24 protein-coding genes and 1 tRNA gene are annotated in these 24,105 nt (G+C 36.5%); 22 read left to right on the top strand and 3 right to left on the bottom strand.

Annotated features, from left to right (window positions below):
- Nucleotides 1-12: 12 nt before the first annotated feature.
- The gene (locus G611_RS0105210; protein WP_028242733.1) at nucleotides 13-705 is read right to left on the bottom strand and encodes a hypothetical protein; all 693 of its coding nucleotides are present in this window, start codon (nucleotides 703-705) and stop codon (nucleotides 13-15) included.
- A 115-nt stretch (nucleotides 706-820) separates the two neighbouring features.
- Between G611_RS0105210 and G611_RS0105215 the strand changes: the two genes are divergently transcribed.
- The 8 genes from G611_RS0105215 (at nucleotide 821) to G611_RS0105250 (ending at nucleotide 8,263) form a co-directional block, all read left to right on the top strand.
- Nucleotides 821-893 (top strand) — tRNA-Gly (locus G611_RS0105215).
- A gap of 190 nt (nucleotides 894-1,083) precedes the next feature.
- Nucleotides 1,084-1,647, top strand: coding sequence for an RNA polymerase sigma factor (locus G611_RS0105220; protein ID WP_028242734.1), 564 nt, complete (start codon nucleotides 1,084-1,086; stop codon nucleotides 1,645-1,647).
- On the top strand, nucleotides 1,644-2,789 hold the full coding sequence (locus G611_RS15195; RefSeq protein ID WP_051195079.1) for a hypothetical protein: 1,146 nt from the start codon (nucleotides 1,644-1,646) through the stop codon (nucleotides 2,787-2,789). The genes G611_RS0105220 and G611_RS15195 overlap by 4 nt, the downstream gene beginning before the upstream one ends.
- Nucleotides 2,790-2,927: 138 nt before the next feature.
- Nucleotides 2,928-3,431 (top strand): RNA polymerase sigma factor, encoded by a 504-nt coding sequence (locus G611_RS13960; RefSeq protein WP_036948254.1) that lies wholly within the window; start codon nucleotides 2,928-2,930, stop codon nucleotides 3,429-3,431.
- Entirely contained in the window at nucleotides 3,424-4,227 is an 804-nt protein-coding gene (locus G611_RS0105235; protein ID WP_028242735.1) for a hypothetical protein, read from the top strand. Before G611_RS13960 ends, G611_RS0105235 begins: the two co-directional genes overlap by 8 nt.
- 110 nt (nucleotides 4,228-4,337) lie before the next feature.
- A complete protein-coding gene (locus G611_RS0105240; protein ID WP_051195080.1) occupies nucleotides 4,338-5,249 on the top strand; it encodes a C39 family peptidase in 912 nt (303 codons plus the stop codon).
- 218 nt (nucleotides 5,250-5,467) lie between these two features.
- Nucleotides 5,468-6,766, top strand: coding sequence for a DUF6033 family protein (locus tag G611_RS0105245; protein WP_028242737.1), 1,299 nt, complete (start codon nucleotides 5,468-5,470; stop codon nucleotides 6,764-6,766).
- Between the two features lie 129 nt (nucleotides 6,767-6,895).
- Entirely contained in the window at nucleotides 6,896-8,263 is a 1,368-nt protein-coding gene (locus G611_RS0105250; RefSeq protein ID WP_028242738.1) for an MFS transporter, read from the top strand.
- Nucleotides 8,264-8,333: 70 nt separating this feature from the next.
- Here G611_RS0105250 and G611_RS15710 read toward each other — a convergent pair whose 3' ends face one another.
- Both G611_RS15710 and G611_RS13965 read right to left on the bottom strand, forming a co-directional pair.
- A complete protein-coding gene (locus tag G611_RS15710; RefSeq protein ID WP_155942250.1) occupies nucleotides 8,334-8,492 on the bottom strand; it encodes a hypothetical protein in 159 nt (52 codons plus the stop codon).
- A gap of 156 nt (nucleotides 8,493-8,648) precedes the next feature.
- Nucleotides 8,649-8,897, bottom strand: a complete 249-nt coding sequence (locus tag G611_RS13965) for a hypothetical protein (protein WP_036948257.1) — start codon at nucleotides 8,895-8,897, stop codon at nucleotides 8,649-8,651.
- 208 nt (nucleotides 8,898-9,105) lie between these two features.
- Between G611_RS13965 and thyA the strand changes: the two genes are divergently transcribed.
- The 14 genes from thyA to G611_RS0105330 all read left to right on the top strand — a co-directional run bounded on the left by thyA (nucleotide 9,106) and on the right by G611_RS0105330 (nucleotide 24,096).
- On the top strand, nucleotides 9,106-9,957 hold the full coding sequence (gene thyA / locus G611_RS0105265) for a thymidylate synthase (protein ID WP_028242739.1): 852 nt from the start codon (nucleotides 9,106-9,108) through the stop codon (nucleotides 9,955-9,957).
- A gap of 209 nt (nucleotides 9,958-10,166) precedes the next feature.
- Nucleotides 10,167-10,652, top strand: a complete 486-nt coding sequence (locus G611_RS0105270) for a dihydrofolate reductase (protein WP_028242740.1) — start codon at nucleotides 10,167-10,169, stop codon at nucleotides 10,650-10,652.
- Between the two features lie 27 nt (nucleotides 10,653-10,679).
- On the top strand, nucleotides 10,680-12,371 hold the full coding sequence (gene ilvB, locus G611_RS0105275) for a biosynthetic-type acetolactate synthase large subunit (RefSeq protein WP_028242741.1): 1,692 nt from the start codon (nucleotides 10,680-10,682) through the stop codon (nucleotides 12,369-12,371).
- 5 nt (nucleotides 12,372-12,376) lie between these two features.
- Nucleotides 12,377-12,886, top strand: a complete 510-nt coding sequence (ilvN, locus tag G611_RS0105280; RefSeq protein WP_028242742.1) for an acetolactate synthase small subunit — start codon at nucleotides 12,377-12,379, stop codon at nucleotides 12,884-12,886.
- A gap of 10 nt (nucleotides 12,887-12,896) precedes the next feature.
- Entirely contained in the window at nucleotides 12,897-14,117 is a 1,221-nt protein-coding gene (locus G611_RS15200) for a cell wall hydrolase (RefSeq protein WP_028242743.1), read from the top strand.
- Between the two features lie 37 nt (nucleotides 14,118-14,154).
- Nucleotides 14,155-14,871 (top strand): purine-nucleoside phosphorylase, encoded by a 717-nt coding sequence (gene deoD / locus G611_RS0105290; RefSeq protein WP_028242744.1) that lies wholly within the window; start codon nucleotides 14,155-14,157, stop codon nucleotides 14,869-14,871.
- Between the two features lie 219 nt (nucleotides 14,872-15,090).
- The gene (locus G611_RS15205; protein WP_081656974.1) at nucleotides 15,091-16,527 is read left to right on the top strand and encodes an LCP family protein; all 1,437 of its coding nucleotides are present in this window, start codon (nucleotides 15,091-15,093) and stop codon (nucleotides 16,525-16,527) included.
- Between the two features lie 13 nt (nucleotides 16,528-16,540).
- A complete protein-coding gene (locus G611_RS0105300) occupies nucleotides 16,541-17,710 on the top strand; it encodes a glycosyltransferase (protein WP_028242745.1) in 1,170 nt (389 codons plus the stop codon).
- Nucleotides 17,676-18,479 carry a glycosyltransferase gene (locus G611_RS13980; protein WP_036948260.1) on the top strand — a complete coding sequence of 268 codons (804 nt, stop codon included), beginning with the start codon at nucleotides 17,676-17,678 and terminating at the stop codon, nucleotides 18,477-18,479. The genes G611_RS0105300 and G611_RS13980 overlap by 35 nt, the downstream gene beginning before the upstream one ends.
- A gap of 11 nt (nucleotides 18,480-18,490) precedes the next feature.
- Nucleotides 18,491-19,903 carry a hypothetical protein gene (locus tag G611_RS0105310; RefSeq protein WP_028242746.1) on the top strand — a complete coding sequence of 471 codons (1,413 nt, stop codon included), beginning with the start codon at nucleotides 18,491-18,493 and terminating at the stop codon, nucleotides 19,901-19,903.
- Nucleotides 19,904-19,956: 53 nt separating this feature from the next.
- A complete protein-coding gene (locus tag G611_RS16040; RefSeq protein ID WP_330362027.1) occupies nucleotides 19,957-21,522 on the top strand; it encodes an ABC transporter ATP-binding protein in 1,566 nt (521 codons plus the stop codon).
- Nucleotides 21,522-22,283, top strand: a complete 762-nt coding sequence (locus tag G611_RS13990) for an ABC transporter permease (RefSeq protein ID WP_051195082.1) — start codon at nucleotides 21,522-21,524, stop codon at nucleotides 22,281-22,283. The genes G611_RS16040 and G611_RS13990 overlap by 1 nt, the downstream gene beginning before the upstream one ends.
- Nucleotides 22,280-23,053 (top strand): ABC transporter permease, encoded by a 774-nt coding sequence (locus G611_RS0105325; RefSeq protein WP_028242747.1) that lies wholly within the window; start codon nucleotides 22,280-22,282, stop codon nucleotides 23,051-23,053. Before G611_RS13990 ends, G611_RS0105325 begins: the two co-directional genes overlap by 4 nt.
- On the top strand, nucleotides 23,050-24,096 hold the full coding sequence (locus G611_RS0105330) for a glycosyltransferase family 4 protein (protein WP_028242748.1): 1,047 nt from the start codon (nucleotides 23,050-23,052) through the stop codon (nucleotides 24,094-24,096). The genes G611_RS0105325 and G611_RS0105330 overlap by 4 nt, the downstream gene beginning before the upstream one ends.
- The last annotated feature ends 9 nt before the right edge of the window (nucleotides 24,097-24,105 follow it).

A 24,105-nucleotide genomic window follows, 5' to 3' on the forward strand; every position in this document is an offset into this window, starting at 1 on the left:
CAGTGATTGTTTTCACTGAAGCTTTTTTATTAAGAATATGTTTGAGCAGACTGCGCTGATAATAGAGCCTTCTGTGTATTTTAGATATTCGTCAAAGTCGATATAATAAATCTTTCCCCAGGATGAGATTTTTATCATAGTAGGATGATTAGGGGCTGCATCATGTATTACAGCTATCGCATTTACGTAGTGACTGTTGGTGCTAGTGGTTGGAATGTACTCGCGGGTTACTGATTTAAAAGTGTATAAGGTTATCTTTTTGCGAGGACGGTAGAGAGACCAAATAACAGGCAGGTCATTGTTTAGCTGTGATTCTATTTTTTCTAGTAAATCAGCATGACCAAATCTACCATTATAAGAAACCTTATATTGACCCTTTAGGCGTTTATTCATGAAACGGCAGATTTGATTTGGGGTGATTCCGATGGCAAACTTTTTGAAGAAGAATTCATGCATGAATAACTTCGTAAATACGATAATTTTGGCAAAGTCATTTATACCAAATTCATATTGTGCTTTGGAAATGATTCTTTTGCCTTCTATATAGTAGCATGCATCTAGCGAAGAAATAATGCCACACCCCTGCCCACTAACGTTAAACCAAGGGGAAGAAGAGAACCAACCCTGGTTAGAACCATTGCCGATAATAGCGCCTTTTTCATTTATAATATTGATGTATGGACGTTTCAAATTTGTACTTTTCATACTCATAATTGTAGCATGAAAAATTCTGTGAAAAAAGTTTTAAAATATGCTTGACTTATTCTTGTCTATCCTTTAGAATAGCTATTGTTGTTGAGGCAAACGAAACAACAGATATGCGCGAGTGGCTCAGTTGGTGGAGCACCACCTTGCCAAGGTGGGGGTCGCGGGTTCGAGTCCCGTCTCGCGCTCTTTTAGTATAAAAAATAGGATCATCCATTTATGGGTGGTCCTATTTTTTATACTAAATGAGCACTTCAATCGAGACGGGACGACCTATCGCGCTGTTTTAAAATTGTTATAATATCTTGTAACTTTTTAATATTTTTTTCGGCTATATAGATGTAAGGGTCTTACAAATAAAACAACAAGGGGGAAACCATGAGAGACGAAGAAATAATAGATTTATACTTCAGACGAGATGAAATGGCCATTGCTGAAACCGATAATAAGTACGGTAATTATTGTGAAAAAATAGCAGGAAATATATTAAAGGATAATCTAGATGTCGAGGAATGTGTCAATGATACATACTTGAAGACTTGGAACAAAATACCACCTACACGACCAAAAATCTTCAAAGCATTTCTTGCAAAAATCACACGTGAATTAGCTTTTGATCGATATCGGAGTTTGACATCAAAAAAACGTGGTAATGGAGTAATTGAAGAGGTTCTAGAAGAACTAGAGGAATGCATTCCTGATCACAGTGATGTGGAGCAAGAAATTCTTGGTAGTGAATTGGCAGTTATTGTTAGAGATTTTGTAAATAGCTTATCTGAGAAGGAAGCATTTATATTTCTAAGTAGGTACTTCTATGCAGAAGATTTATCATCGATTTCTAAGAAATTCGATATGTCAAAAAATAATGTTTCTGTTACTTTAGGTCGACTTAGAAGAAGGTTGCAAAATGAACTAGTAAAGGAGGGGTATTTAGCATCATGAAAAGAGATGAATTGTTTTTAGCAATAAATGGCGTTGATGATTGTTTGATAGCAGGTTGTGCTAGTTATTCAGCAAAAAATAAAGTAGTAAAATTTAAAGGTATGAATAGGGGTATTGTTGCAGTGGCTTGTCTTTGCATGGTTTTAATACTTTCAGGCACAGCCTATGCAGCCTGGAAATATCTTTCAGCAAAAGATGTGGCCAGTAAGATTGGCGATACAAAACTTACAGAAGCCTTTGATAAACAAGGGGACTGGGCAGGTGGCGAAACACAATCCTGCGGTGGTTATGATATTGCTATGATTGGCCTGATTTCTGGTAAAGAATTATCTGATTATTTGGTTACATCTGATGGACAAGTTGTTAGTGACAATACTTATGCTGTTGTAGGAATAAGTAAAACAGACGGATCAGCAATGCCGGATGTTTCAAGTGATAGTTATGGCGAAAATGATTTTCTTGTTTCTCCATATATCCAGGGCTATAACCCTAGCAAATATAATATTTTCACATTAGCTGCAGGTGGATATTTCGCTGTTGTTGAAGATGGCATTCAATATCGTATTATGGAAGTTGAAAACATCGAGGCTTTTGCAGACAGAGAAATATATTTAGGTGTTTCTGATGGCTCATTCTATAATTCTGATGCATATATATATGATAATGCCACTGGAAAAATATCAAGAAATGAAAAATATGATGGTGTTAATGCTTTATTTGTTCTTCCAATGGACCCATCAAAAGCTGATAAGAGAGCAGCTGATGCTATTATTGAAAAAGTTGAAAATTCTGTTGAAGAAGATATTCAAGATTTGCCATCAGATAAAGAAGTAGAGAAGTTTATGTCTAAACTTACAGTAGATAATATAGATAACTATGCTACTCCAGTAGAATCAACCAGAAAGAATGTGAAGCCTGATAAAGATGGATATATTAGCTATGATTATGTGATGCCTAATGGCACTTCTAGTAGCGGATATTGGAATATTGAGTATATGTTCCCTGATGGAAAGATTGGAATGAGTGAGAACTTTAGTTATTCTTCATCGGAAAATGGAATAAAAGACCTGGTTATTGAGACATATACCCTAAACAAAGATGGTACAGTTACATGCGTTGTGTATGTGCCTAAGAATCATTAATATAATTATGAGCTGGCAATTGTCAGCTCATTTTATTTTACCATTAAAAAATATAAATATTAGTGTCCACTTTACCCACTTTAAATCGTATTATAAGTAGAAGGCCTTCTAAATTTAAGAAAAAGGGAGCAATATCATATGGATGAAAAAGAAGTAAGGCGAATTGTGGAGACTTATTCAGATATGATTCTTCGAATCAGCTACAACTATTTGCAGCATACCTTTGATTCGGAAGATATTTGCCAAACAGTTTTATTGAAATATATGACAAACGGCGAGACTTTCGATACAAGGGAACATGAAAAATCATGGATTATAAGAACCACTATTAATGCATGCCACGATTTAAGAAGAAGTGCATTTTTCAAAAGAACTGTAAGTCTAGAGGCTATTGTGGAAAAAGAAGCACCAGTGGCACCTACTTCTGAGCTGTTAGATGAAATAAAGAAGCTACCTCTCAATTATCGAATAAGCATATATCTTCATTACTATGAAGGTTATTCAGTCAAAGAGATTTCGGTCATAATGGATAAACCAATCTCTGCAGTCTCAAAATATCTATCTAGAGGACGACAGGAACTAAAGAAATCTTTGACTCGGGATAATGTAATTAATATTAAGGCAGGTGAACTTTATGAATAAAGAGATAATCAAAGAATATAAAATGTCCATGGATGAGCTCCAGTTTTCAACAATTGAAAAAGAACATTTGATACATCAGATTAATAATGCAATTGATGAAAAGAATGGAGGCCATATGAAATCAGTATTTAATATAAAGAAAATAGCAACTGTAACAGCTGCTTGCTTAGTACTTGTTGGTGGAACTGCATTTGCTGCTGGTAAGGCGGCTAGTATAATAAGCCATAATGATTTATATTCTAAAACAACAAATTTTGATGATTTAGAAAAGCTTGAGGAGAAAACTAGTCTAGATATTGTTGCTATAGAGAATTTCACTAATGGATATTCTTTTTCATACATGGAAACAGAATCAAGTCGAATTGAAGATGAAGATAGTCACACCTTGCATGAGTACAAAGAAATATATCTTCAGTATGAGAGGGATGGTTCACCATATATTTACATTTCAACTAGCCCTGTTATTTCAGAGGAACATATAACTAGAGAATCTGTTGATGCAACTAGAGCATTAGAAACTCGTACAGTTGATGGCGTAGATATTTATTACAGCGTAGATGAATATTTATTTTTACCTGTCGAAGAAGGCTCTGAACCTACTGAAGAAGAACGTGAACGCGAAGCAACAGATGACCATTTCTTTATCAGTTATGGTTCAGATGAACGTGAAACAAGCTATGTTTCAAACGTAATATTTGAAATGGATAACGTTATCTATGACCTAGGAACCTTTGATAATGATGTTTCGGCTGAAGAAATGCTAGATATGGCTGAGGAAATAGTAAGAGCGAAATAATGATTCGTTAGCTTAGGGAGCCTTGATTTTTCAAGGCTCTCCATTTTAAAATATTACCAGTTGATAATTACTTGGGCGGATGCAACGCTTTGATGAGGGGGAATACATATTTGAGAAATACTATCAGATGGCTATTAAAAACTTTCATAATTATCATTGCTGTTTTTATTGGCTTAATAGCAATGGATTATTTTTTTGCACCAGAATGGCTAACTGATGCCATGGCATTTTGTATATTGGCACTTTCATTTTTTGTTTATGTTTTAATAAGCACAATTAAAGCTAAGCACAGTCATAAGGCAACAAAGAGACACCTAAAAATATTAAAGCCTGTATTGGCTATTGTATTAATCTTTTTGATTGTGATTTTAGGATTCAACATATTTGGTAATCGAGATGTAGAAGATATACCGCAGAATGTAATTGAATTTGGTGAGAAATATCCTGAGGCATCTGATTATGTGAAAAACTTTAATAAGTACAAAGACGAAGACTTTGATATGGACGTTTCAAAGGAAATGTCAGAACGTGATATTCCTTTATTTATGCAGTGGGATAAGCGTTGGGGATATAAAGACTATGGCGGAAATTATGTGGGTGTAGCTGGATGTGGACCTACATGTATTGCAATGGTTGCATGTGGACTTGAGCAAGATGCAGCCATTAATCCTTATGTTGTAAGTCAATACGCTGCACAGCAGGGATTCTATACATATGGACAGGGGACGTCATGGGATATTATGACTACAGGAGCAAAGCATTTTGGACTTGATGTTTCGGCAGGTAGTGTGTCAGTGGATTTCATAATGAATAATCTAACAAGCTCCACACCGTTAATCTGTTCTATGGCTCCTGGTGATTTTACTAAAACAGGTCATTTTATTGTTTTAACTGGCATCACTGATGATGGGCAGATTATTGTTAATGATCCAAATAGTCCAAAGAACTCAAAAAAGCACTGGGATGTTGATATCCTTGTATCTCAAATGAAAAGCGTTTGGAAATATTCATATAATCAATAGAAGAATGTGATTCTATATATTTGTTAAATTTGACCATTAATAATCCTGCCATGATTCTCGATATCATAGTGTAAGAATTGTTATAGAGCTATGGAAGCGCTTATTTCAACGGAATGAAGTTGGAATAGGCGCTTTTTTAGGCTCTAGCATCACCGCTCGGACCTTTCTGGAGAGCGGAGCAGCTTTGACTGATAGATGAGCTGCAGAAAGGAGTTTTCATGGCAGTAGGTAATATTTTGTCAGGTTATGCTGTAAGCACAAGAATGGAATACAGTGACGCCGTCAGTTCTGTTAGTAAAACTGAAGTACAGTTTGAAGTGACAAAGCAATCGGAATTATTAGGTGATGATGTGCTTGATTATTATCATGAAATATGTTCAAAGTTTACTGACATATCATTTAGATTATCTGATATTGAAGAAACGCTAAAGCATATGAACGATAGTCGTCCATATCTTGGCTATAATGATAGCCTTAACCAAGTTGGTGATAATTATAGCGAAATAGGAAAAGTCAGTATTGATATCGATGTAGCTGTCATTCGTAAGATGCAAAGTGATTCTAGCTTTGAAGAGGAAGTTTTGGATACTATAGATAGAATTAAAAATAATCATGGCGAATTTCAGCAAGAAGCAATTAATAGTGGAAGGCCTTACATGGACTATTGCCTTAGATTAGAGGGTGATAAATTACAAGAATCTATAGGTAATTTTTCGTCAAAATATTCTACTGAAGAAGAGATTAGGAGAATATGGGCTGACGAAGAATATCAAAAGAAAATGAATCAGTTCTTTGCGGAACAGAAAGCTGAACTCATCGAAGTCTACTTAAAAATGACTGAGAGTTGCATTCTTAAAAAAGATGAGCTTGCTCCGTCAGAGCAAACGAAAGAGGACCAGCGAATTGAAAATATTTCAAAAGCAACCCTAAAAATAGAGAATGAAAATGAATCTATTATTTCCCGATATGGTGCTGTTGAAGAAATATCCGAGGATGCTGTCTCAAAAGATAGAAAGGTTATAGGAATAACAACTTACCCTGTATCAGATTTGGTATCACATATGGTTATAGCTTATGAGACTCCAGAATCTACATCAGAGAATCCTATAGTGCAATTGAGCATGAAGGAAAGTGACGGCAAAACTCATACCTATAACATTCATGTAAATGATGTTAATCCTAACAATGCATCTGAAATGGAGATTTTCGCATATCTAACCTATCAAGGGCACATTGGAAATAAGATACCAGGCGCCATCAACAATTGGGCGGCATATACTGCATTAAGATATGAAGATCAATTAGATACATTTGGCGAGTTCCAGCAATTGTTTGGCGAAAAGTATTTTACCAGCAGTAAAAGCAATGCGATTGCCATGATAGAGCGAGTTTATTCTTGGATGAAGAATATCAACCATCCTGATGCTAAAAAACAAGCGGGATGGTGTGAAGACTTATTAGCAATGCTTAATCCTGTGAATGATACGCTGGAAAATTACGTATTTAAGTTACAGTAATTTTTAAGAAATCACAAATATTACCGTATTATGCGATACATTCCGCGTCAATTTCATCCCAAAAACAGAAAAAGTGCGCTATAATATTATTTGCGGGTAGATATATTTTTAAGGGGGAATAACTAAATAATGAAACAACTAAAACCTATCACAAACAAACTTCTATGGGTGTTTGCCCTGGGGCAGTTTGGTTGGAGCTTGCTATCGGGAGTAGTGTCCAACTGGATGGTCTATTATTACACAGGCGCACCTAGTGAGCAGAATCCAAATACTGGATTATTTGCATCTAATATCACACAGCATCCTATATTTTTTAAATTAACATTGTTTGGCCTGGTGCTTGCAGCAGGACGTATTTTTGATGCGATAACAGATCCTCTTATTGCGGGATGGTCTGACGGGGCAGATTACAAGGGTGGAAGGCGAATCCCATTTATGCGAGCAATGGCAATTCCATTTTCACTTTGCACAATAGGATTATTCATCCTGCCACAGACTAGCAATGTCATAGCAAATGATGCCATGCTGTTCGCACTTCTTATGATTTTTTATCTGTTTATGACAATGTTCTGTACTCCATATAATGCTCTTATTGCAGAGCTTGGGGATACTCAGCAGCACAGAATTAATGTATCAACTTATATTTCATTTACATTTATTGTAGGTCAGTCTATTTCCTTCCTGCTTCCAAATGTGGCAGGTGCTCTTGAGGGTGGATTTGGGCAGGCTGGCTCAATCAGAATGGCTGTTGCAATCATGGCCTCTATTGCCTGCGTTGCCATGTTGATTCCAGCATTCTATATTAATGAAAGAGATTATATTGAAAGCAAGCCAAGTGAAACAAAGCCTTTCAAATCCTTGGTTAAGACTTTTTCAAATGTGCAGTTTAGACATTTTGTTTATAGCGATGTGATTTATTTCTTTGCACTAACATTATTCCAAACAGGATTGGCATTCTATGAAACTCAGCTTATGGAGATTGCTGATACTTGGACATTCGTGCTTACAGCCACTATGACCTTTATCAGCGTATGCTTGTATCCTGCAGTAAATATTCTTGCTAAAAAGATTGGCAAAAAGCAGCTTATCATCATTGGCTTCTTCGCCTATGCATGTGTATTTATGGTAACAACCTTCTGCGGCAAGGGATTACAGTGGGGCTTCATAATTGCAGTGGCAGCATCTATTCCTATGGCTATCCTTGGAATCCTTCCACAGGCTTGCGTTGCAGATGTGGCAGAGCTTACCAGACTTGAAACAGGAGAGGACAGAAGTGGTATGTTCTTCGCAGCAAGAACCTTTGCCTTCAAAATGGGCCAGGCCATTGCTATGGTAGTGTTTACATCTGTTACAGTTTCACAGACTAAGCAAAGCTATCGAGCTACGGCAGCAATAGCATTTGTAACCTGCTTCATAGGTTCGTGCATCTTCTTTACATTTAATGAAAAACAGATTTTATCAAGAATAAAAGAGCTTAAGGGCAGCGATGAAATTTAATGAATGATTCAAAAAAAGAGATATCCATCGTGGATATCTCTTTTTAAAACCCCTATTAAATTAAAGCCCACTATCTATTCATGGTAGTTGGTGATAAGAAAACTCCTAAGGAAGCTGCTTGCTCGTGAACCTGTGATTCACGCTGTTCGATGCGCTCCTGAATGCTTTCTACTATTTCTTTTCCTATACCGTCTGCCCTAAGATCCTGGAATAAACTACAATCAAACATTACAAATACCTCCTCAAAAGTATAAATAATAATATGATTTGCTTTTCTTAAGGCTATTATAACACCTCTAAGGGTATAAAATGTGTAAAAATTGTGAATTCTAAAACAGAAAACTACAATTGTACGCCACACGCGGACTTTTGCTTAAATGGCCTATTACTGGTTTAATGTGCCAAGGTAATCCTGAATAGCGGTAGTAGTGATTTCGTTGTATTCGTATGTTGCATTAGCTAGCTTAGCCTGCTCTGCCTTCTTATAAACAGAGAAACCAATCCAGCCTACAATTGCGATAGCAATTATAGAAACACATACTAAACTTGCAATCTCCTCTATTTTCTTTTTTCTAACGATTGACTTGCGATTTGCTTTGTCATGCTTTTTTTGATCTACTTTTTGTTGACTCATTTCTTCTCCTAAACTAGACCTATATATTTCCGCTGGAGAGGCCTAGCGATTAAACTACTAAAAAATATAGTAACTCAAAAGGAGGCTGTTTTCAAGGGAAATGGGGCGATATTATTTACTAAAAATAGTAAAAGAACTATTCAAACCCCAATATGTTGTGGTAAAATTTATTCGATAGTGTAATTAAGTTTTACGAAGGAGAAATGTTATGAGTAAAGCTGATGTAATATTCAAGAAAATGTGCCAGGACATACTTGATAATGGCACAGATACAAAAGACGAAATTGTGCGTCCAATCTGGCAGGATACAGGTGAAAAAGCCTACACCATCAAGCAGTTTGGCGTGGTAAATAGATACGATTTAAGAGAAGAATTCCCAGCTCTTACACTTAGAAAGACTGCTCTTAAGTCAGCGATGGATGAAATCCTCTGGATTTACCAGCGTAAGTCTAACAATATTAAGGATTTAAAGCCACATATCTGGGACGAATGGGCTGATGAGGAAGGCTCAATCGGAACAGCTTACGGATACGTAGTTGGTGAAAAGTTCGAATTCAAGGGAGAGATGATTGACCAGATGGATTATGTCCTTAAGCAGCTTAAGGAAACACCATATTCCAGAAGAATCATGACAAATCTTTATCAGTTCCACGACCTTGCAACAGGGCATTTGGATCCATGCTGCTATTCAGCTACATATAATGTTACAAAGGATAAGGATTCAGATAAGCTTGTGCTTAACATGGTATTAAACCAGCGTTCACAGGACATTCTTGCTGCAAACAACTGGAACGTATGCCAGTACGCAATCCTTCTTATGATGGTTGCACAGGTTAACGATATGATTCCCGGTCAGCTTGTTCACGTTATCGCAGATGCACACATCTACGACAGACACGTTGATGCAATCAAAGAATTACTTAGCCGCCCAGAGCTCCCAGCTCCAAAGGTTCGCCTAAACCCTGAAGTCAAAAACTTCTACGACTTCACCACAGACGACCTCATCGTAGAGGGCTACGAAGCCGGCGAACAAATCCGTAACATACCTATAGCGGTTTAATACAATCAATAATCAGCATCACAACCTTGGCAAGCGCGAGGAGGAGGTTGCTAAAGGTCCAGTGGACCTTTGCTTAGCAACGACCGAAGTGGAACGAAGACCCCCATGTGGTTAAGGAGGGACCCTTTAGGGAGGTTTCCTTGACCGCAATGGGAGGTGGCCTCCGGGAGCACGGAGTACTAGAAGGCTGATTATGGAAAGGATTATATATGAATTTAATAGTAGCAGTAGATAGAAACTGGGCTATCGGCAAGGATAATAAACTGCTAGTTAGCATCCCAGATGATATGAAGTTTTTTAGAGAAACCACTACAGGCAAGGTAGTAGTAATGGGCAGAAAGACTCTAGAGAGCTTCCCAAACAGCAAGCCACTTTCTAACAGAGTGAACATTGTACTTACAAGAGATATGAACTACGACGCCAAGGGTGCTGTCGTTGTACATTCTAAGGAAGAGCTTGATAAAGAATTAGAAAAATATAATTCCGATGACATCTACATCATCGGTGGCGAAAGCATCTACAGATTAATGTTAGATGAATGCGACAGAGCTTTTGTTACATATGTAGATTATGCTTACGATGCCGATACTTATTTCCCTAATTTAGATGAAATGAGTGACTGGAAGCTTGCAGAAGAGTCAGATGAACAGACATATTACGATATAGAGTTTTATTTTAGAACATACACACGTTAGTTTAGTTAGCTTTATGAGGAATGAAAAATGGCACTTAATATTACTGGAAGAAAGTTGTTCGTAAAAGCACTGAAGGAAGAGGGCGTTGATACAATATTTGCGTACCCAGGTGGTATGATTACAGATATTATCGACGAGCTTTATAAAACTGAGGGTATTAATGTTGTTTTAGGACGTCATGAACAGGCTCTTGTTCATGAGGCAGAGGGGTATGCCAGAGCTACTGGTAAGACAGCAGTTGTGCTTGTCACATCAGGCCCAGGCGCAACCAATACCATTACAGGTATTGCGGATGCCTATTACGACAGCATTCCTATGGTGATTTTTACAGGACAGGTGCCACTTCACCTTATAGGTAACGATGCATTCCAGGAAGTAGATATCGTTGGAATGACTCGTTCTATTACAAAATACGGCGTTACAGTCAGAAACCGTGACGATATGGGCAAAATCATAAAGATGGGATTTCAGATTGCATCTACAGGAAAGCCTGGTCCGGTTCTTATAGATATCCCAAAGGATATTCAAACCATCTCAGGTGATCCGGAATACCCAGAGCATGTTGATATCAGAGGATATCATCCAAACGAAACAGTACATATTGGTCAGCTTAAAAAGGCCTATAGATTACTAAAAACTGCTAAGAAGCCACTGTTACTTGCAGGCGGTGGCGTAAGAATAGCAGGCGCTGAAGATAAGCTGGTTAAGTTTGCTGAGAAAATGAACATCCCAGTTACTACAACTATCATGGCTAAGGGCGTTATGCCTGAGAACCATCCTCTTTTCATAGGAAACTGTGGAATGCACGGAAGATATGCTGCTAACAAAGCAGTAACTGAGTGCGATGTTTTGTTTTCTATCGGTACCAGATTCAACGACAGAATAACTGGTGAATTAGACGAGTTTGCGCCAAAGGCCAAAATCGTTCATGTTGATATAGCATCAGCATCCATTTCACGTAACGTATCTGTAGATGTGCCAGTCACAGCAGATGCCAAAATCGCATTAGATCGATTAGTTGAATACGCAGAAAAAATCGAATGCAAGGAATGGCTTACAGAAATCAAAGCCTGGGAAGCAGAGCATCCATTGTCGATGCCTAAATCAAAGATTGGTGTTTGCCCTCAGGATGTATGTGAAGCCATCAATGAAGTATTTCCAAATGCTAATATAGTTACAGATGTTGGACAGCACCAGATGTGGGCTACTCAGTTCATTCAGCTTAACAAGGGACAGGAGTTTATCACATCAGGAGGCTTGGGAACCATGGGCTTTGGATTCCCAGCAGCTATCGGCGCATCAATAGGAAATCCCAACAAGCCAGTAGTACTTATTACAGGCGATGGTGGTTTCCAAATGAACATGCAGGAAATGGCAACCGCCATGGCTAACAAACATCAAATAATTATATGTATATTTAATAATTCAAATCTTGGCATGGTTCGACAGATGCAACAGCTTTTCTACGGAAAGCGATATGAGATAACAGATTTATCTAACAGTGATGGTCATTATTATCCAGACTTTATGGAATGGGCCAAGAGCTATAGCTGTAAGGGGATAAGAATTACTAATGATGAAGAAATTAAATCAGCATTAAATGAAGCTAAGGCTAACAAGAAGGGGCCTACAGTTTTAGAGTTTATAGTTTCTCCAGATGATTTAGTACTTCCAATGGTAAAAAGTGGAACTCCACTTAGTGACATGATTCTGAGGTAGATAAAATGAAAAATAGATGGATTGCTTTATACGTTGAAAATCAAGTTGGTGTTTTAGCAAAGGTATCAGGATTGTTTTCTGCAAAATCATATAATCTGCAGACTCTCACAGTTGGTACCACAGAAAGAGATGATGTGTCACGAATGACCATATCTGTTATGGCAGATGATGCAACCTTCGAACAGATTAAAAAGCAGTTAAATGCTATGGTGGAGGTAATTAAGGTTATCGATCTTACAACACTTCCAATCCATATGAAGGAAATACTTTATGCAAAGGTTTCAGCATTGAAACCGGAAGGAAAGACAGAGGCTTTCCAGATTGCTCAGGTATTCAATCAGGGCGGAAACGTTAAGATAGTGGATATCGGAGAAGATTCTGTTTTGTTTGAATGCACATTAACAGAACACAAAAACAATGAGCTTATAGCTCTTTTAAAATCTAGATTTAAGAAAATTGAGGTTACTAGGGGCGGCGCAGTTGCGGTAGAATCAATTAGTAGCTCGTGCCGTTAGGGAGAAGGCAATGAAAAGATTCAAAGGATGCCTTGCGATTGTTCTGATTGCAGTCCTATGCCTTTCATCATCTGCCCAGGCGTCACAGTCGGAGGTGGACAGATTAAAGGAAGAATCACAAAAGGCGTCTGATGCTGTTAAAGATATTAATAATCAAAAACAGCAGGTAGAAGGCGCAAAGCAGCAATTGGAGGGACAGGCAAACAGTCTTACGGGACAGATTTCTAGTTTGAATAATCAAATATCTAGTGTTACTGGGGAAATCTCAGAAACAGAAGCGGATATAGCTGAAGTAGAAGCTGATATTGAAACGTTGAATGAACAGCTTGAAAGAACGCAGGCTTCTTTAGATGCTCAAAGAAAGAGCATGAAGCTTCGTATTCAATATATGTATGAAAATAGATCCACTAACACATTGATTAATTTTTTAGAAAGTGGATCTATATCTGAGTTTTTACAGCGATTAGAATATATGGCTCAAATCACTGCTTATGATCAGGCAGCTGTTGAAAGATTTGCAGCCACTCAAAAAGAAATAGAAGATACAAAAAGTGCAATAGAAGAAAAGGGACAACAGCTTAGTGCTTATCAGGATAATTTAAAATCTAAAAAGTCCCAGCTTGGAGTTTTGGTTAGCGATACATCCACAGCATTAAATGTTACTAATTCGCAGATTGCGGATACCAAAGCTGCCATCGCAGAATTAGAAAAGCAGTTGGATGATGCTAAGGCTTATGAAAAACGAATTCAGAAGCAGTATCAGGATGCGCAGGTTGCGTTGGCTGAAAAGCTTGCTGGTGAACATGGTGGGTATTCTGGTGGTTACACTACAACAGACGAAGAAACCCTTATCCTTGCAGCTTTAATCCAGGCGGAGGCAGCTAACCAGGGTGATGCAGGAAGACTTGCAGTAGGCTCTGTTGTTATGAACAGAGTAGCAAGCTCCAAATTCCCTAATACTGTTTCAGGTGTAGTTTACGCATCGGGACAGTTTGCTCCTGTAACATCAGGACGAGTTGCCCTTATTTTAGCGGAAGGTCCAAACAGTGCCTGCCAGTACGCAGCCGCACAGGCTATAGCGGGAAACACTAATACAGATGCACTGTTTTTCTGTACATATACATATGCTCAGGCGCTGCATGATTCGCAGGTGGCAGCTGGGCAGTCAGGTTTTTTAGATAGAACATCGGGCACTACAATTAATGCCCATTATTTCTATAATTACTTATAATATAATTAATGTGATAATTAATAAGGAGGAAATTATTATGGCAACACCACACAACGAGGCGAAGAAGGGCGATTTTGCAAAGACTGTTCTTATGCCAGGAGACCCATTACGTGCTAAATTCGTAGCAGAAAATTTCTTGGAGGATGTAAAGTGTGTAAACACAGTTCGTAACTGCCTTGGCTTTACAGGAACATACAAGGGAGTTCCAGTATCAGTAATGGCCAGTGGTATGGGAATGCCTTCAATCGGTATTTATTCATACGAGCTTTACGCATTCTATGATGTAGAAAACATCATCCGTATCGGTTCTGCAGGAAGCTACACAGACAAGCTTAACGTTCTCGATGTAGTTATTTCTGAGAGCGCATATTCTGATTCAACATTTGCTAAGTACACAAACGGATGTGAGGATAAGACTCTTTATCCTAGCAAGAAGATTAACGATATTGCTATCGCAAAGGCTAAGGAACTTGGTATCAATGCAAAGGTTGCAAAGGTACATTCAGCAGATCAGTTTTATACAGCTCCAGAGATGGGCGGATGGCAGGCAGTTAAAGAGCGTTGCGGTTGCGATTGCGTAGAAATGGAAAGCTTCGCACTTTTCAACAACGCAAACATGCTTGGAAAGAACGCTACATGTATGCTTACAATCTCTGATTCATTTGTTACATCTGAGGAAATCCCAGCTGAGGATCGTCAGAAGTCATTTACAGAGATGATGAAACTTGCACTTGAGACAGCAATTGCCCTTTAATTGACAATTAAATATTATCATGTAAAGAACACCAACATCTGTTGTGTGTTCTTTTTTAATATAATTTTTAACGTAATAGACGATTTTTTATATAGTATGTACAAAGGTTATATGCTAAAATATTTAAAGCATTGAAATAGGGAGAATATTTTCAATTCTAATTAACATCATTTTTGGCGGGCTAAAATTCAAAAGAAATTAATAAAGTAAGGCAAGGTAATGACAAACAAAATAAGAAAAAAGAGATTGCATGCAGCTTTTATTGGGGCATGTATATTTTTTGTTACGCTGTTGACAGGTGGTTTGATTTATCAAATGACACGTATCAGCATCCTTCCGATTTCTTATGCGGTGGCAATCATTCTAGCTATTATAGTGATTTTCGGAATAGGTATTTTTCTGCAGCTTAGAAAAAGAATCTATATGAAAATCGCTGGGTTAGTATTGACTTTTTTAGTTATTGCAGCGGATATTGAAGGAATTTATTTGTACGAGAACAGCATTAAGGCTTTAAGTACAATTGCTAATCAGGCAACAGAAACTACCACTTATGGAATCTATGTATTGGAAACTTCCGATATTAATTCCGTTGATGAATTGTTTGGTAAAACAGTTGGTATTTCTGATGATATGCCAGATGACGAGTTATCAGATAACGAGTTGGCAGAGCAGTTAACAAAGTATGATTTCAATCTCAAAAGCTACGATAGTCAATTATCCTTGGTGAAGGGCTTAACAAGCAAGGAATGCGATGGAGCAATTTTAAATTCATCCTACGTAAGCATTTTAGAAGATCCTGAATCTGGTGAAAACTTAGAGGTAGGACTTCGTTTGCTAGAAGAGGTTGATGTTTCTAAGGTTGTTGAAAAGCCAAATGTGGTAACCCCTGAGGACCCATTTATCGTTTATATAAGTGGTAAGGATACATGGGGCCATATTTCGGTAGTAAGTCGTTCTGATGTAAACATCCTGGCAGTTGTTAATCCTGGTACGAAGCATATACTTCTTGTTTCGACACCTAGGGATTATTACGTTCCATTATCTATTTCAAATGGAATTAAGGACAAACTGACACATGCAGGAATATACGGAACTGATGTGTCTGAAGATACAATGGAAATGCTATATGGCATCGCCATTGATCATTATTTCAAGGTAAACTTCAGTGGCTTCGAAGGACTCATTAATGCAATGGGTGGAATTACAGTTTGGTCTGACTATGCTTTCGATGTAGAAAACATTGGTCATTTTAGCAAGGGCGAGAACCATCTTAATGGATTGGCTGCTTTAGCTTTTGTTAGAGAAAGACATTCATTTGCAAGAGGCGACGTTCAGCGTGGTGAAAACCAGATGAATGTAATTCAGTCAGTTGTTCAGAAGATGACATCAAAGAGTACTTTGATTAATTACGGAGATATTATGAAAGAATGCGATGGCACATTTGCCACCGATTTTTCTACTGAGGAGATAGCAGATCTGGTTGCATACCAGCTATCAAATCCGGGCGAGTGGAATATTGAAAAAATGAGTGTTAGTGGAAGAGGCGAGCACAATCATGTGTACTCTCTCAGTAAGACTTGCTATGTTATGGTTCCTAATGAGGAAGATATAGCTTATGCACGAGAGAGAATAGAAGAAATTATGAATGAGCGTTAGTGGGAGAGAATGTGTGAAAGCTTTAATTGTTTCTTCGGTATATGGTTTTTTGACTAAATTCGAGCGTCAGAATGTTGAATTGCTAAAAAGTATGGGTGCAGAAATTCACTATGCCTCAAATAGCACTAATGTGGTATACGAAGATTGTGAGGACATTGTAGATGAGTACGGTATTATCTATCATGATATTCCTATTAAACAGCAACCACATAATATTTATTCTAATTTAAAAGCAATCATACAAGTTAGAAAAATCATTAAAAGAGAGAAAATAAATTTGATACATTGTCATACTCCTACTGGGGGTATGGTAGCACGACTTGCGTGTATAGGAATCAAAGGCGTTTATATTATTTATACTGCCCATGGATTCCATTTTTATAACGGTGGTTCTAGATTACGAAATAAAGTTTTCTACTTGGCCGAAGATTTTATGAGTAGAAATACAAATGCAATTGTAACAATTAATCACGAGGATGAATCAGCTGCTAAAAGAATGCATGCTGATGAAGTCTATAGGATACCAGGTGAGGGAATTGATTCCAATTTCTTTATGTTGACGAATGAAGAAGAACGAAAACAAGAAAGAAAAAATCTTGGTATTGCAGAGGATGATTTTTTCGTGATTACCGTAGGTGAGATTCGTCCTAACAAGAATCAAAAGAGAGTGATTGAGACATTGGATTATATTGTTAAAAAGCATAATCCTAAGTCTCCGAACATTATCTATGGCGTGATTGGACATGGCAGACAGGAAGACAAACTTAAAGAATATGTAAAAGAACATGGTATAGAAAATAATGTTAGATTTTTTGGCTATGAATTGGAAATAAGAACATTTCTGAAGGCTGCGGATGCCATGATCTTTCCTTCTATTAGAGAGGGGCTTGGCATGGCTGCGTTGGAGGCACTTTTTACAGGACTTCCAGTAATCGCCTCATCTAATCGAGGATCGAAAGAATACATTAAAAATAAAAAGAATGGGATTCTTGTTTCAGAAGACAGTGTAGATGCTTATGCAGAAGCATTAAAAGATTTATATTACGGTAAAAAAGATAAATCTATTTATGGAAGAGAAATGATAAGAAACTCGGTTATGAATTTTGAAAAAGCTGAGTCAAAAAAAATCATGAAGAAGGTATACGAAGATGCCATCAATAAGTGTACTGTTTCCGGTTTATAATTGCGAAGTTTCATATCTAAAAAAAGCTATTGAATCTATTTTGAACCAAACATTCAAAGATTTTGAATTGATCATTTATGACGATGGTTCAGATTACGATGTTGAAAGCATAATAAAAGATTATTCGAAAACTGATTTGAGAATTATTTTTATAAAATCAAATAAGAATCACGGTCTGGCTTTTGCGCTGAATCAAATGATAAAGATAGCAAAAGGAAAATACCTAGCCAGGATGGATGCAGATGATATCAGCTCACTTGATAGATTCGAAAAAGAATATGAATTCTTAGAAACTCATCCTGAATACGGATTCGTTGGAGGCAATTTGCTACTAATGGATTCAGATGACAAGGTATACGGTAAACGCAATTACCCAGAAAGGCCAAAGCGCAAGGATTTTTTGAAGTTTCAACCATATGCACATCCAACAATTATGTTTAGGAAGAGCGTGTTGACTATGAAAAATCCATACGGAAATGCAACAACACCTGGCAGGGGAGAAGATTACCAACTGTTTATGAATCTGACAGCTGCAGGAGTCAAAGGCTACAATTTGCAGGAGGACTTACTTCAATATAGAGAAACAAAAGACAGCTATAGACGAAGGAAGCTATCTGATCAGATTGAGGAAGTTGGCATTAGATGGAATGGATTTAAAAAAATGGGCTTGAATCCATGGCATGAACTTTTTTATGTATTAAAGCCAATTATTGTATGGCTAGTCCCAAACAGATTAGCTTTTGCAATTAGAAATGGATATAAGTCTTAGGAGTTTTATGTGTGAAAAATGAAAAAGTAATAGAGTACGAAAAGCTTTATAAAGCTGTGCCACCCCTTGCAAGATTGTCCACTGATTTAAAAGTCGACAGTGAACAATTTGATGCTGAAGATGTGGTAGCTCAAACTGGTAGATATGTTTTTGCTCCAGTTTTAAACAGTTTTGTTTTGTACTTATTAGAAGATGCAATAAATAAAGGCGTTAAAACACTTTTCTTTTTAGCTAGAGATGCATATTTTTACTATGTAATAGCTGAAAGATATGTTAAGCAGTTTAATCTTAATATTCAGTGTAAATATCTGTACGTTTCAAGATTATCTCTTAGAGTTCCTTTGTATCACATGGATATTAACCAGGCCTTATCATACATTACTTTAAGCGGTGTGGATGTTACACCTGCAAAAGTAATTAATCGCTCAGGTTTGCCTGAGGAGGATAAAAGCCAGTTTATAACGAAGATTGCTAAGTATCTAAATATAAAAGAAGACGAGCAAATACCGCGTAACAGATTGGGAGAGGTCAAATCTCTTCTAAGTGACGACAAGGATTTTTGTCAGTTGCTGATTAATAAATCCAAGGAAGAGTTTTCATGTGCGTTAAAGTACTTGGAAGAATCAGGCTTTGGAGCAAACGAAAAAATAGCAATCGTTGATAGCGGTTGGGTTGGTTCGATACAAAAGAGCTTAGGTGAGTTCCGTAAGTATCTGGGCCAGGCTGATGAGCTTGAAGGGTATTACTATGGCCTTTATGAAATACCTGATAAAGCAGAAGAAAAATATTATCATTCATTCTTGTTTGGTCCAAGGTCAAAGCTGAAAAACAAAGTGCAGTTTAACAATTGCCTGTTTGAATGTATTTTTTCAGCACCTCATGGTATGACTTTGCGGTATATGAAGGATGAAAAGGTTACACCTGTTTTATCAACAATTACCCAGGGCCAGATAGATTATTTGAACAAGATAGAAACAATTGTGGATAGATATCTTGATCAACTGTTTACATCTTGCAGTAGTTTTGAAGAAGCTTGTGGATTATTTGGAAATCCTACATCTAGAAAAGCTATTGAGAATGTTTTGTTTAGCTTTATGGCTAAACCATCATATGAAGAAGCAAAAGCTTTTGGCAGAATGCATTTTTCAGATGATGTAATAGATTATAACAACGCCGTGTTAGCCAATAATCTTTCTGAAAAAGATTTAAATGAAAACCACTTTGTTAGAAGAGTTTTTATTGAATTAAAAGGAATGATTTTTGGAAAAAGGCACGTTGTAAATATATCAGGATGGTATGAAGGTTCAGTAATGCTGTATTCTAAACCATCCCATATTAAATACCATTTATGGGCATACAAACACTATAAGTATTATTTGCAATATTGCAAAAGAAAACGTTGGATAAGAAAGCGAGAGATATGAGAAGACATAATTTTAGAGGACTAGTTGCTACGCTAACAATACTATCCTGCTTAATGCTTAACAATCAATATGTATATGCTGCTGGAGGTGAAGTCAGCTTTGGTTCACTTGAATACAGCGAACCAGAGGATTCAAAATTTCCTATTGGCGTTTACATCAGCACAACTGATACTAATCAGACTTATCATATTGAGTTGAAATATGATAAGAACAGAATGAGCTACATCAAAGGTGGCGATTCTGAAGAAGATGGCATTATTACATTAGAAGGTAAGGGCTTATCTTCAAGAAGAAAGTATATGCTTTCTTTTGAAACAATATCAGGTGGTGAGGCATATCTGTCAGTTCAAAGTGGTTACACAACAGACGCAGATGGCTCAAACAAGCAGGATATAGATAAGTTACTCAACGTTAATATTTTTATAGAGGGTGAAGATACTGCCTTGGCATTGGAACAAGCAGAGGCAGAGCGAGAAGCGGCAGCGTTAGAAGAGACATCCAATGAGATTTCACCGGTAACAGATGTAGTTGCAACACAAGATAGTGTTGAAGAAAGAGAAAGTGAAAATCCAGAAGATATGAAGTTAGAAACAAATTTACTTGAGAATGTTGAATCGACATTGCTTAATGATCCAGTAATGATTGGATTAACAGTTGGTTTGATAGTGGCGGTTATAGCGCTTATTGTAGCAGTTGTTCTGTTTATTGGCAGAAAGAAGAGACGCAAGAAGCGTGAAGCCATAAGAGTCGCTAGACGTAACCAGCATATTGCTGAAGCCTTAAAGGTTCAAGATTTAGATTCGGTGGAAGAGGTTGAAGAGGCCGAAGTTTCAACTGATCCAGAAACAGTCATTTCTGTTAAGAACGTGACTATGAAGTTTAAGGTGGCCACACAGAGTACATCAGGTATCAAGGATTATATTATTCAGTTCTTAAAGAGAAATATTTCCTACAGAGAATTTTATGCACTTGATAATGTTAGCTTTGATGTATCAAAGGGTGAGGTAGTAGGTATTATAGGAACCAATGGTTCTGGTAAGTCTACAATTCTTAAGATTGTTTCAGGAGCTTTAAGACCAACATCAGGTTCTGTTGAAGTTGATAGAAAAAAGGTTCAGCTTCTTACACTTGGTACAGGTTTTGATATGGAGCTTACAGGACGTGAGAATGTATATCTTAATGGTGCGATTATTGGATATTCAAAGAAATTCTTAGATGATCACTATGATGAGATCGTAGAGTTTGCAGAACTTCAGGATTTCATGGATGAAAAGGTAAAGAATTATTCAAGTGGTATGGTCAGCCGTCTTGGATTCGCCATCGCAACAGCTGGTGACGCAGCAGAAATCCTCATCCTCGATGAGGTGCTTTCAGTAGGTGATGAGTTCTTTAGAAAGAAATCACTTAAGAGAGTTAAGGAAATGATACATGGCGGAAGCACTGTTCTTATGGTAAGCCACGGTATGGGTACTATTCGTGATAACTGCTCTAAGGTTGTATGGATTGAAAAGGGTAAGCTTAGAATGGTTGGAACACCTGATGTTGTGTGTAAGGCATATCAGCATATGCAAGAAGAAGGTGTGCCTGAGCCAATAAAAGCAGTGAGTGAGGTGTCGTAATGCAATATGGTATAAAACAATACATTTTTGTTATACGAGAACTCACGGCTAGAGAGATAAAGAGAAAGTATTCGAGATCGGTGCTTGGAATATTGTGGTCGGTGTTACAACCAATGTTGTTTATGGTGGTCATGACTATGGTTTTTAGTGGATTTACTATGAAAAGTACTGACTATGCTGTTTACTATTTGACTGGTTTTACATTATGGACAATGTTTAATGTTTCGACGACTACAGCGATGACAGTTTTTGAAGATAATAAAAATTTATTTCAGAAAACTAAAATACCTAGAGAAGTGTTTGTACTTTCTAGAGATTATACAGCATTAGTAAATTTAGGTTTTTCTACCATTGCTCTAGTAATTGTTTTGATTGTTGTTAGAGTTAAATTGACTTGGACTGTAATTTTTTTCCCACTAGCAGTATTGTTGGAGTTAGCTTTTTCAATTGGAGTTTCATTTTTTCTAGCTTCAATTTATGTATTTTATAAGGATATTCTTTTTATTTGGAGAAATATAATTGTGTTATTAATACATATGGTGGCTATTTTTTATCCTATAGAAAAATACCCGGCGTCAGTTCAAAAGATTACGTTATATAATCCTTTATTTATATATCCTGATGTTGCAAGAAAAAGCTTATTGTATGGAACATATGACTTGGTGCAAATAAAACTAATGACTATATGGGCAATAGGTGTTCTTATCGTAGGATTAAGTGTTTTTAAATTATTAGAGAATAGTATTGTAAAAAAATTATGAGAAATATTGAAAAAATAAAACAGACATTGTTTGTTTTACAGCAAATAGGTTATCAAGAACAAAAGAAAAGAAATGCAGAAACTAGCCTAGGGTTTTTGTGGAATATACTAAATCCTCTTTTATATATGATAATTCTTTCAACGTATTATATGAACGTAATTATACATGATATAGATAGATTTCCAGTGTTTGTTTTTACAGGAATTACTATTTATAACTATTATAATACTGCTACTAAAGGGGCTTTGAAATCTTTAGTTAATAATAAGAATTTATTAATCAAAACAAAACAACCAGTTGATATTTTTATTAAAAGTAAAATATATGAAGGGTTTAGAGAATTCTTATTTTCATCTATAGCGATTATTCCTATATTTATTGCTTTTAAGGTTAGGTTAACGTGGAGAGCATTGCTCGTTATTCCAATTTTGTTAATTACAACATTGATTATTTCGAGTATTGGAAAAATATTAGCAATTTGGTATGTGTACTTTGCTGATATTGATTATTTATATTCGGTACTAATGACAATGCTGATTTTTGTTTCAGGTACATTTCTTCCTTTAGGAAGGTATCCAGCTTCAATTAAAACAGCGTTAACGTATAATCCAATATTTTTATCAATCTATTTATATAGAAATAGTTTGTTATATGGTATTCCTTCGTATTGGACAGCATGGGTGAAATTTATAGTATGGGCCATTTTATTATTTATTTATTCAAATTGGCTGTTTGAAAAGAAAAGAGATGATTGTATTAACAGATTATGATAAAAAAACGCGTTTTATTAGTAAGTTATGAGTTATCATGCACTGGTTCGCCCAAAGCAGTATTGAATATGGCTAACGCATTTAGAGATTGTGGTTACTTTGTTGGAATATGGGCATTGAATGATGGACCTTATGCTTCTGAATTTGAGAAAGAAGGATATCAGGTTGAAATCATATCGTTTCCACGCGATGCCGGAGAATTATTAGATAAAAGAATAAGGTCATATGAGCTAGTTATTTGTCATACTATTTTCTGTGCAGAGTTTGCTTGTTATACACAGAGAATAAAGAAAACAGCGTTATATATACACGAGGCGGCGAATATTAGAAAGCTTATGAACAAATGTGGTATTGATAAGAAATATTTGTTAGGTATCAGACACACTTTTTGTGTAAGCGATTATGCTAAAACACAAATATGTAATAATTACAACCTTAAAAATTTATATGTACTAAATAATTATGTTAGTCAATATGACGTTGAGCAAGAACAAAAAGGGTCTCATGATACAATAAGACTTTGTCTATCAGGAACAGTAGAAGAAAGAAAAGGATTAGATATTTTAGTCCAAGCGTTAAGTAATTATTTATATCATGATATTGAATTGCATGTTATAGGAGAAATTCCTGAGTGGTCTATGAAGTATGCTGAAAAATGGCTTGATAATGATTTTATTATTTATCATGGGGCAATATCTGATAGAGCAGAATTGATGAAGCTTTATAAATCTATGGATGTATTTGTTGTCGCGTCTAGAGATGAATCTTGTTCTCTTGTTGCGTTAGAGGCAGCTATGTTAAAAAAGGCTTTGATAGTAACTGAAAACACAGGGGCCAAATACATAGTTGATAATAAGGCGTGTATAGTAAAAACTAATGATGCGGATAGTCTTTCGAATGCTATAAAGATGTTTATAAAAAAGCCTAATATGATAGTGAATGAAGGCAAGGCAAATTATGAGAAGTACTTGAAATATGCATCTGAAAATAATTATAAAAAGAAATTAAAAAAATATATTAGAAAAATAATATTTTCATTTTAAGGGAGGATA

The organism is Pseudobutyrivibrio ruminis AD2017 (assembly GCF_000424305.1).
Taxonomy (GTDB): Bacteria; Bacillota; Clostridia; order Lachnospirales; family Lachnospiraceae; genus Pseudobutyrivibrio; species Pseudobutyrivibrio ruminis_B.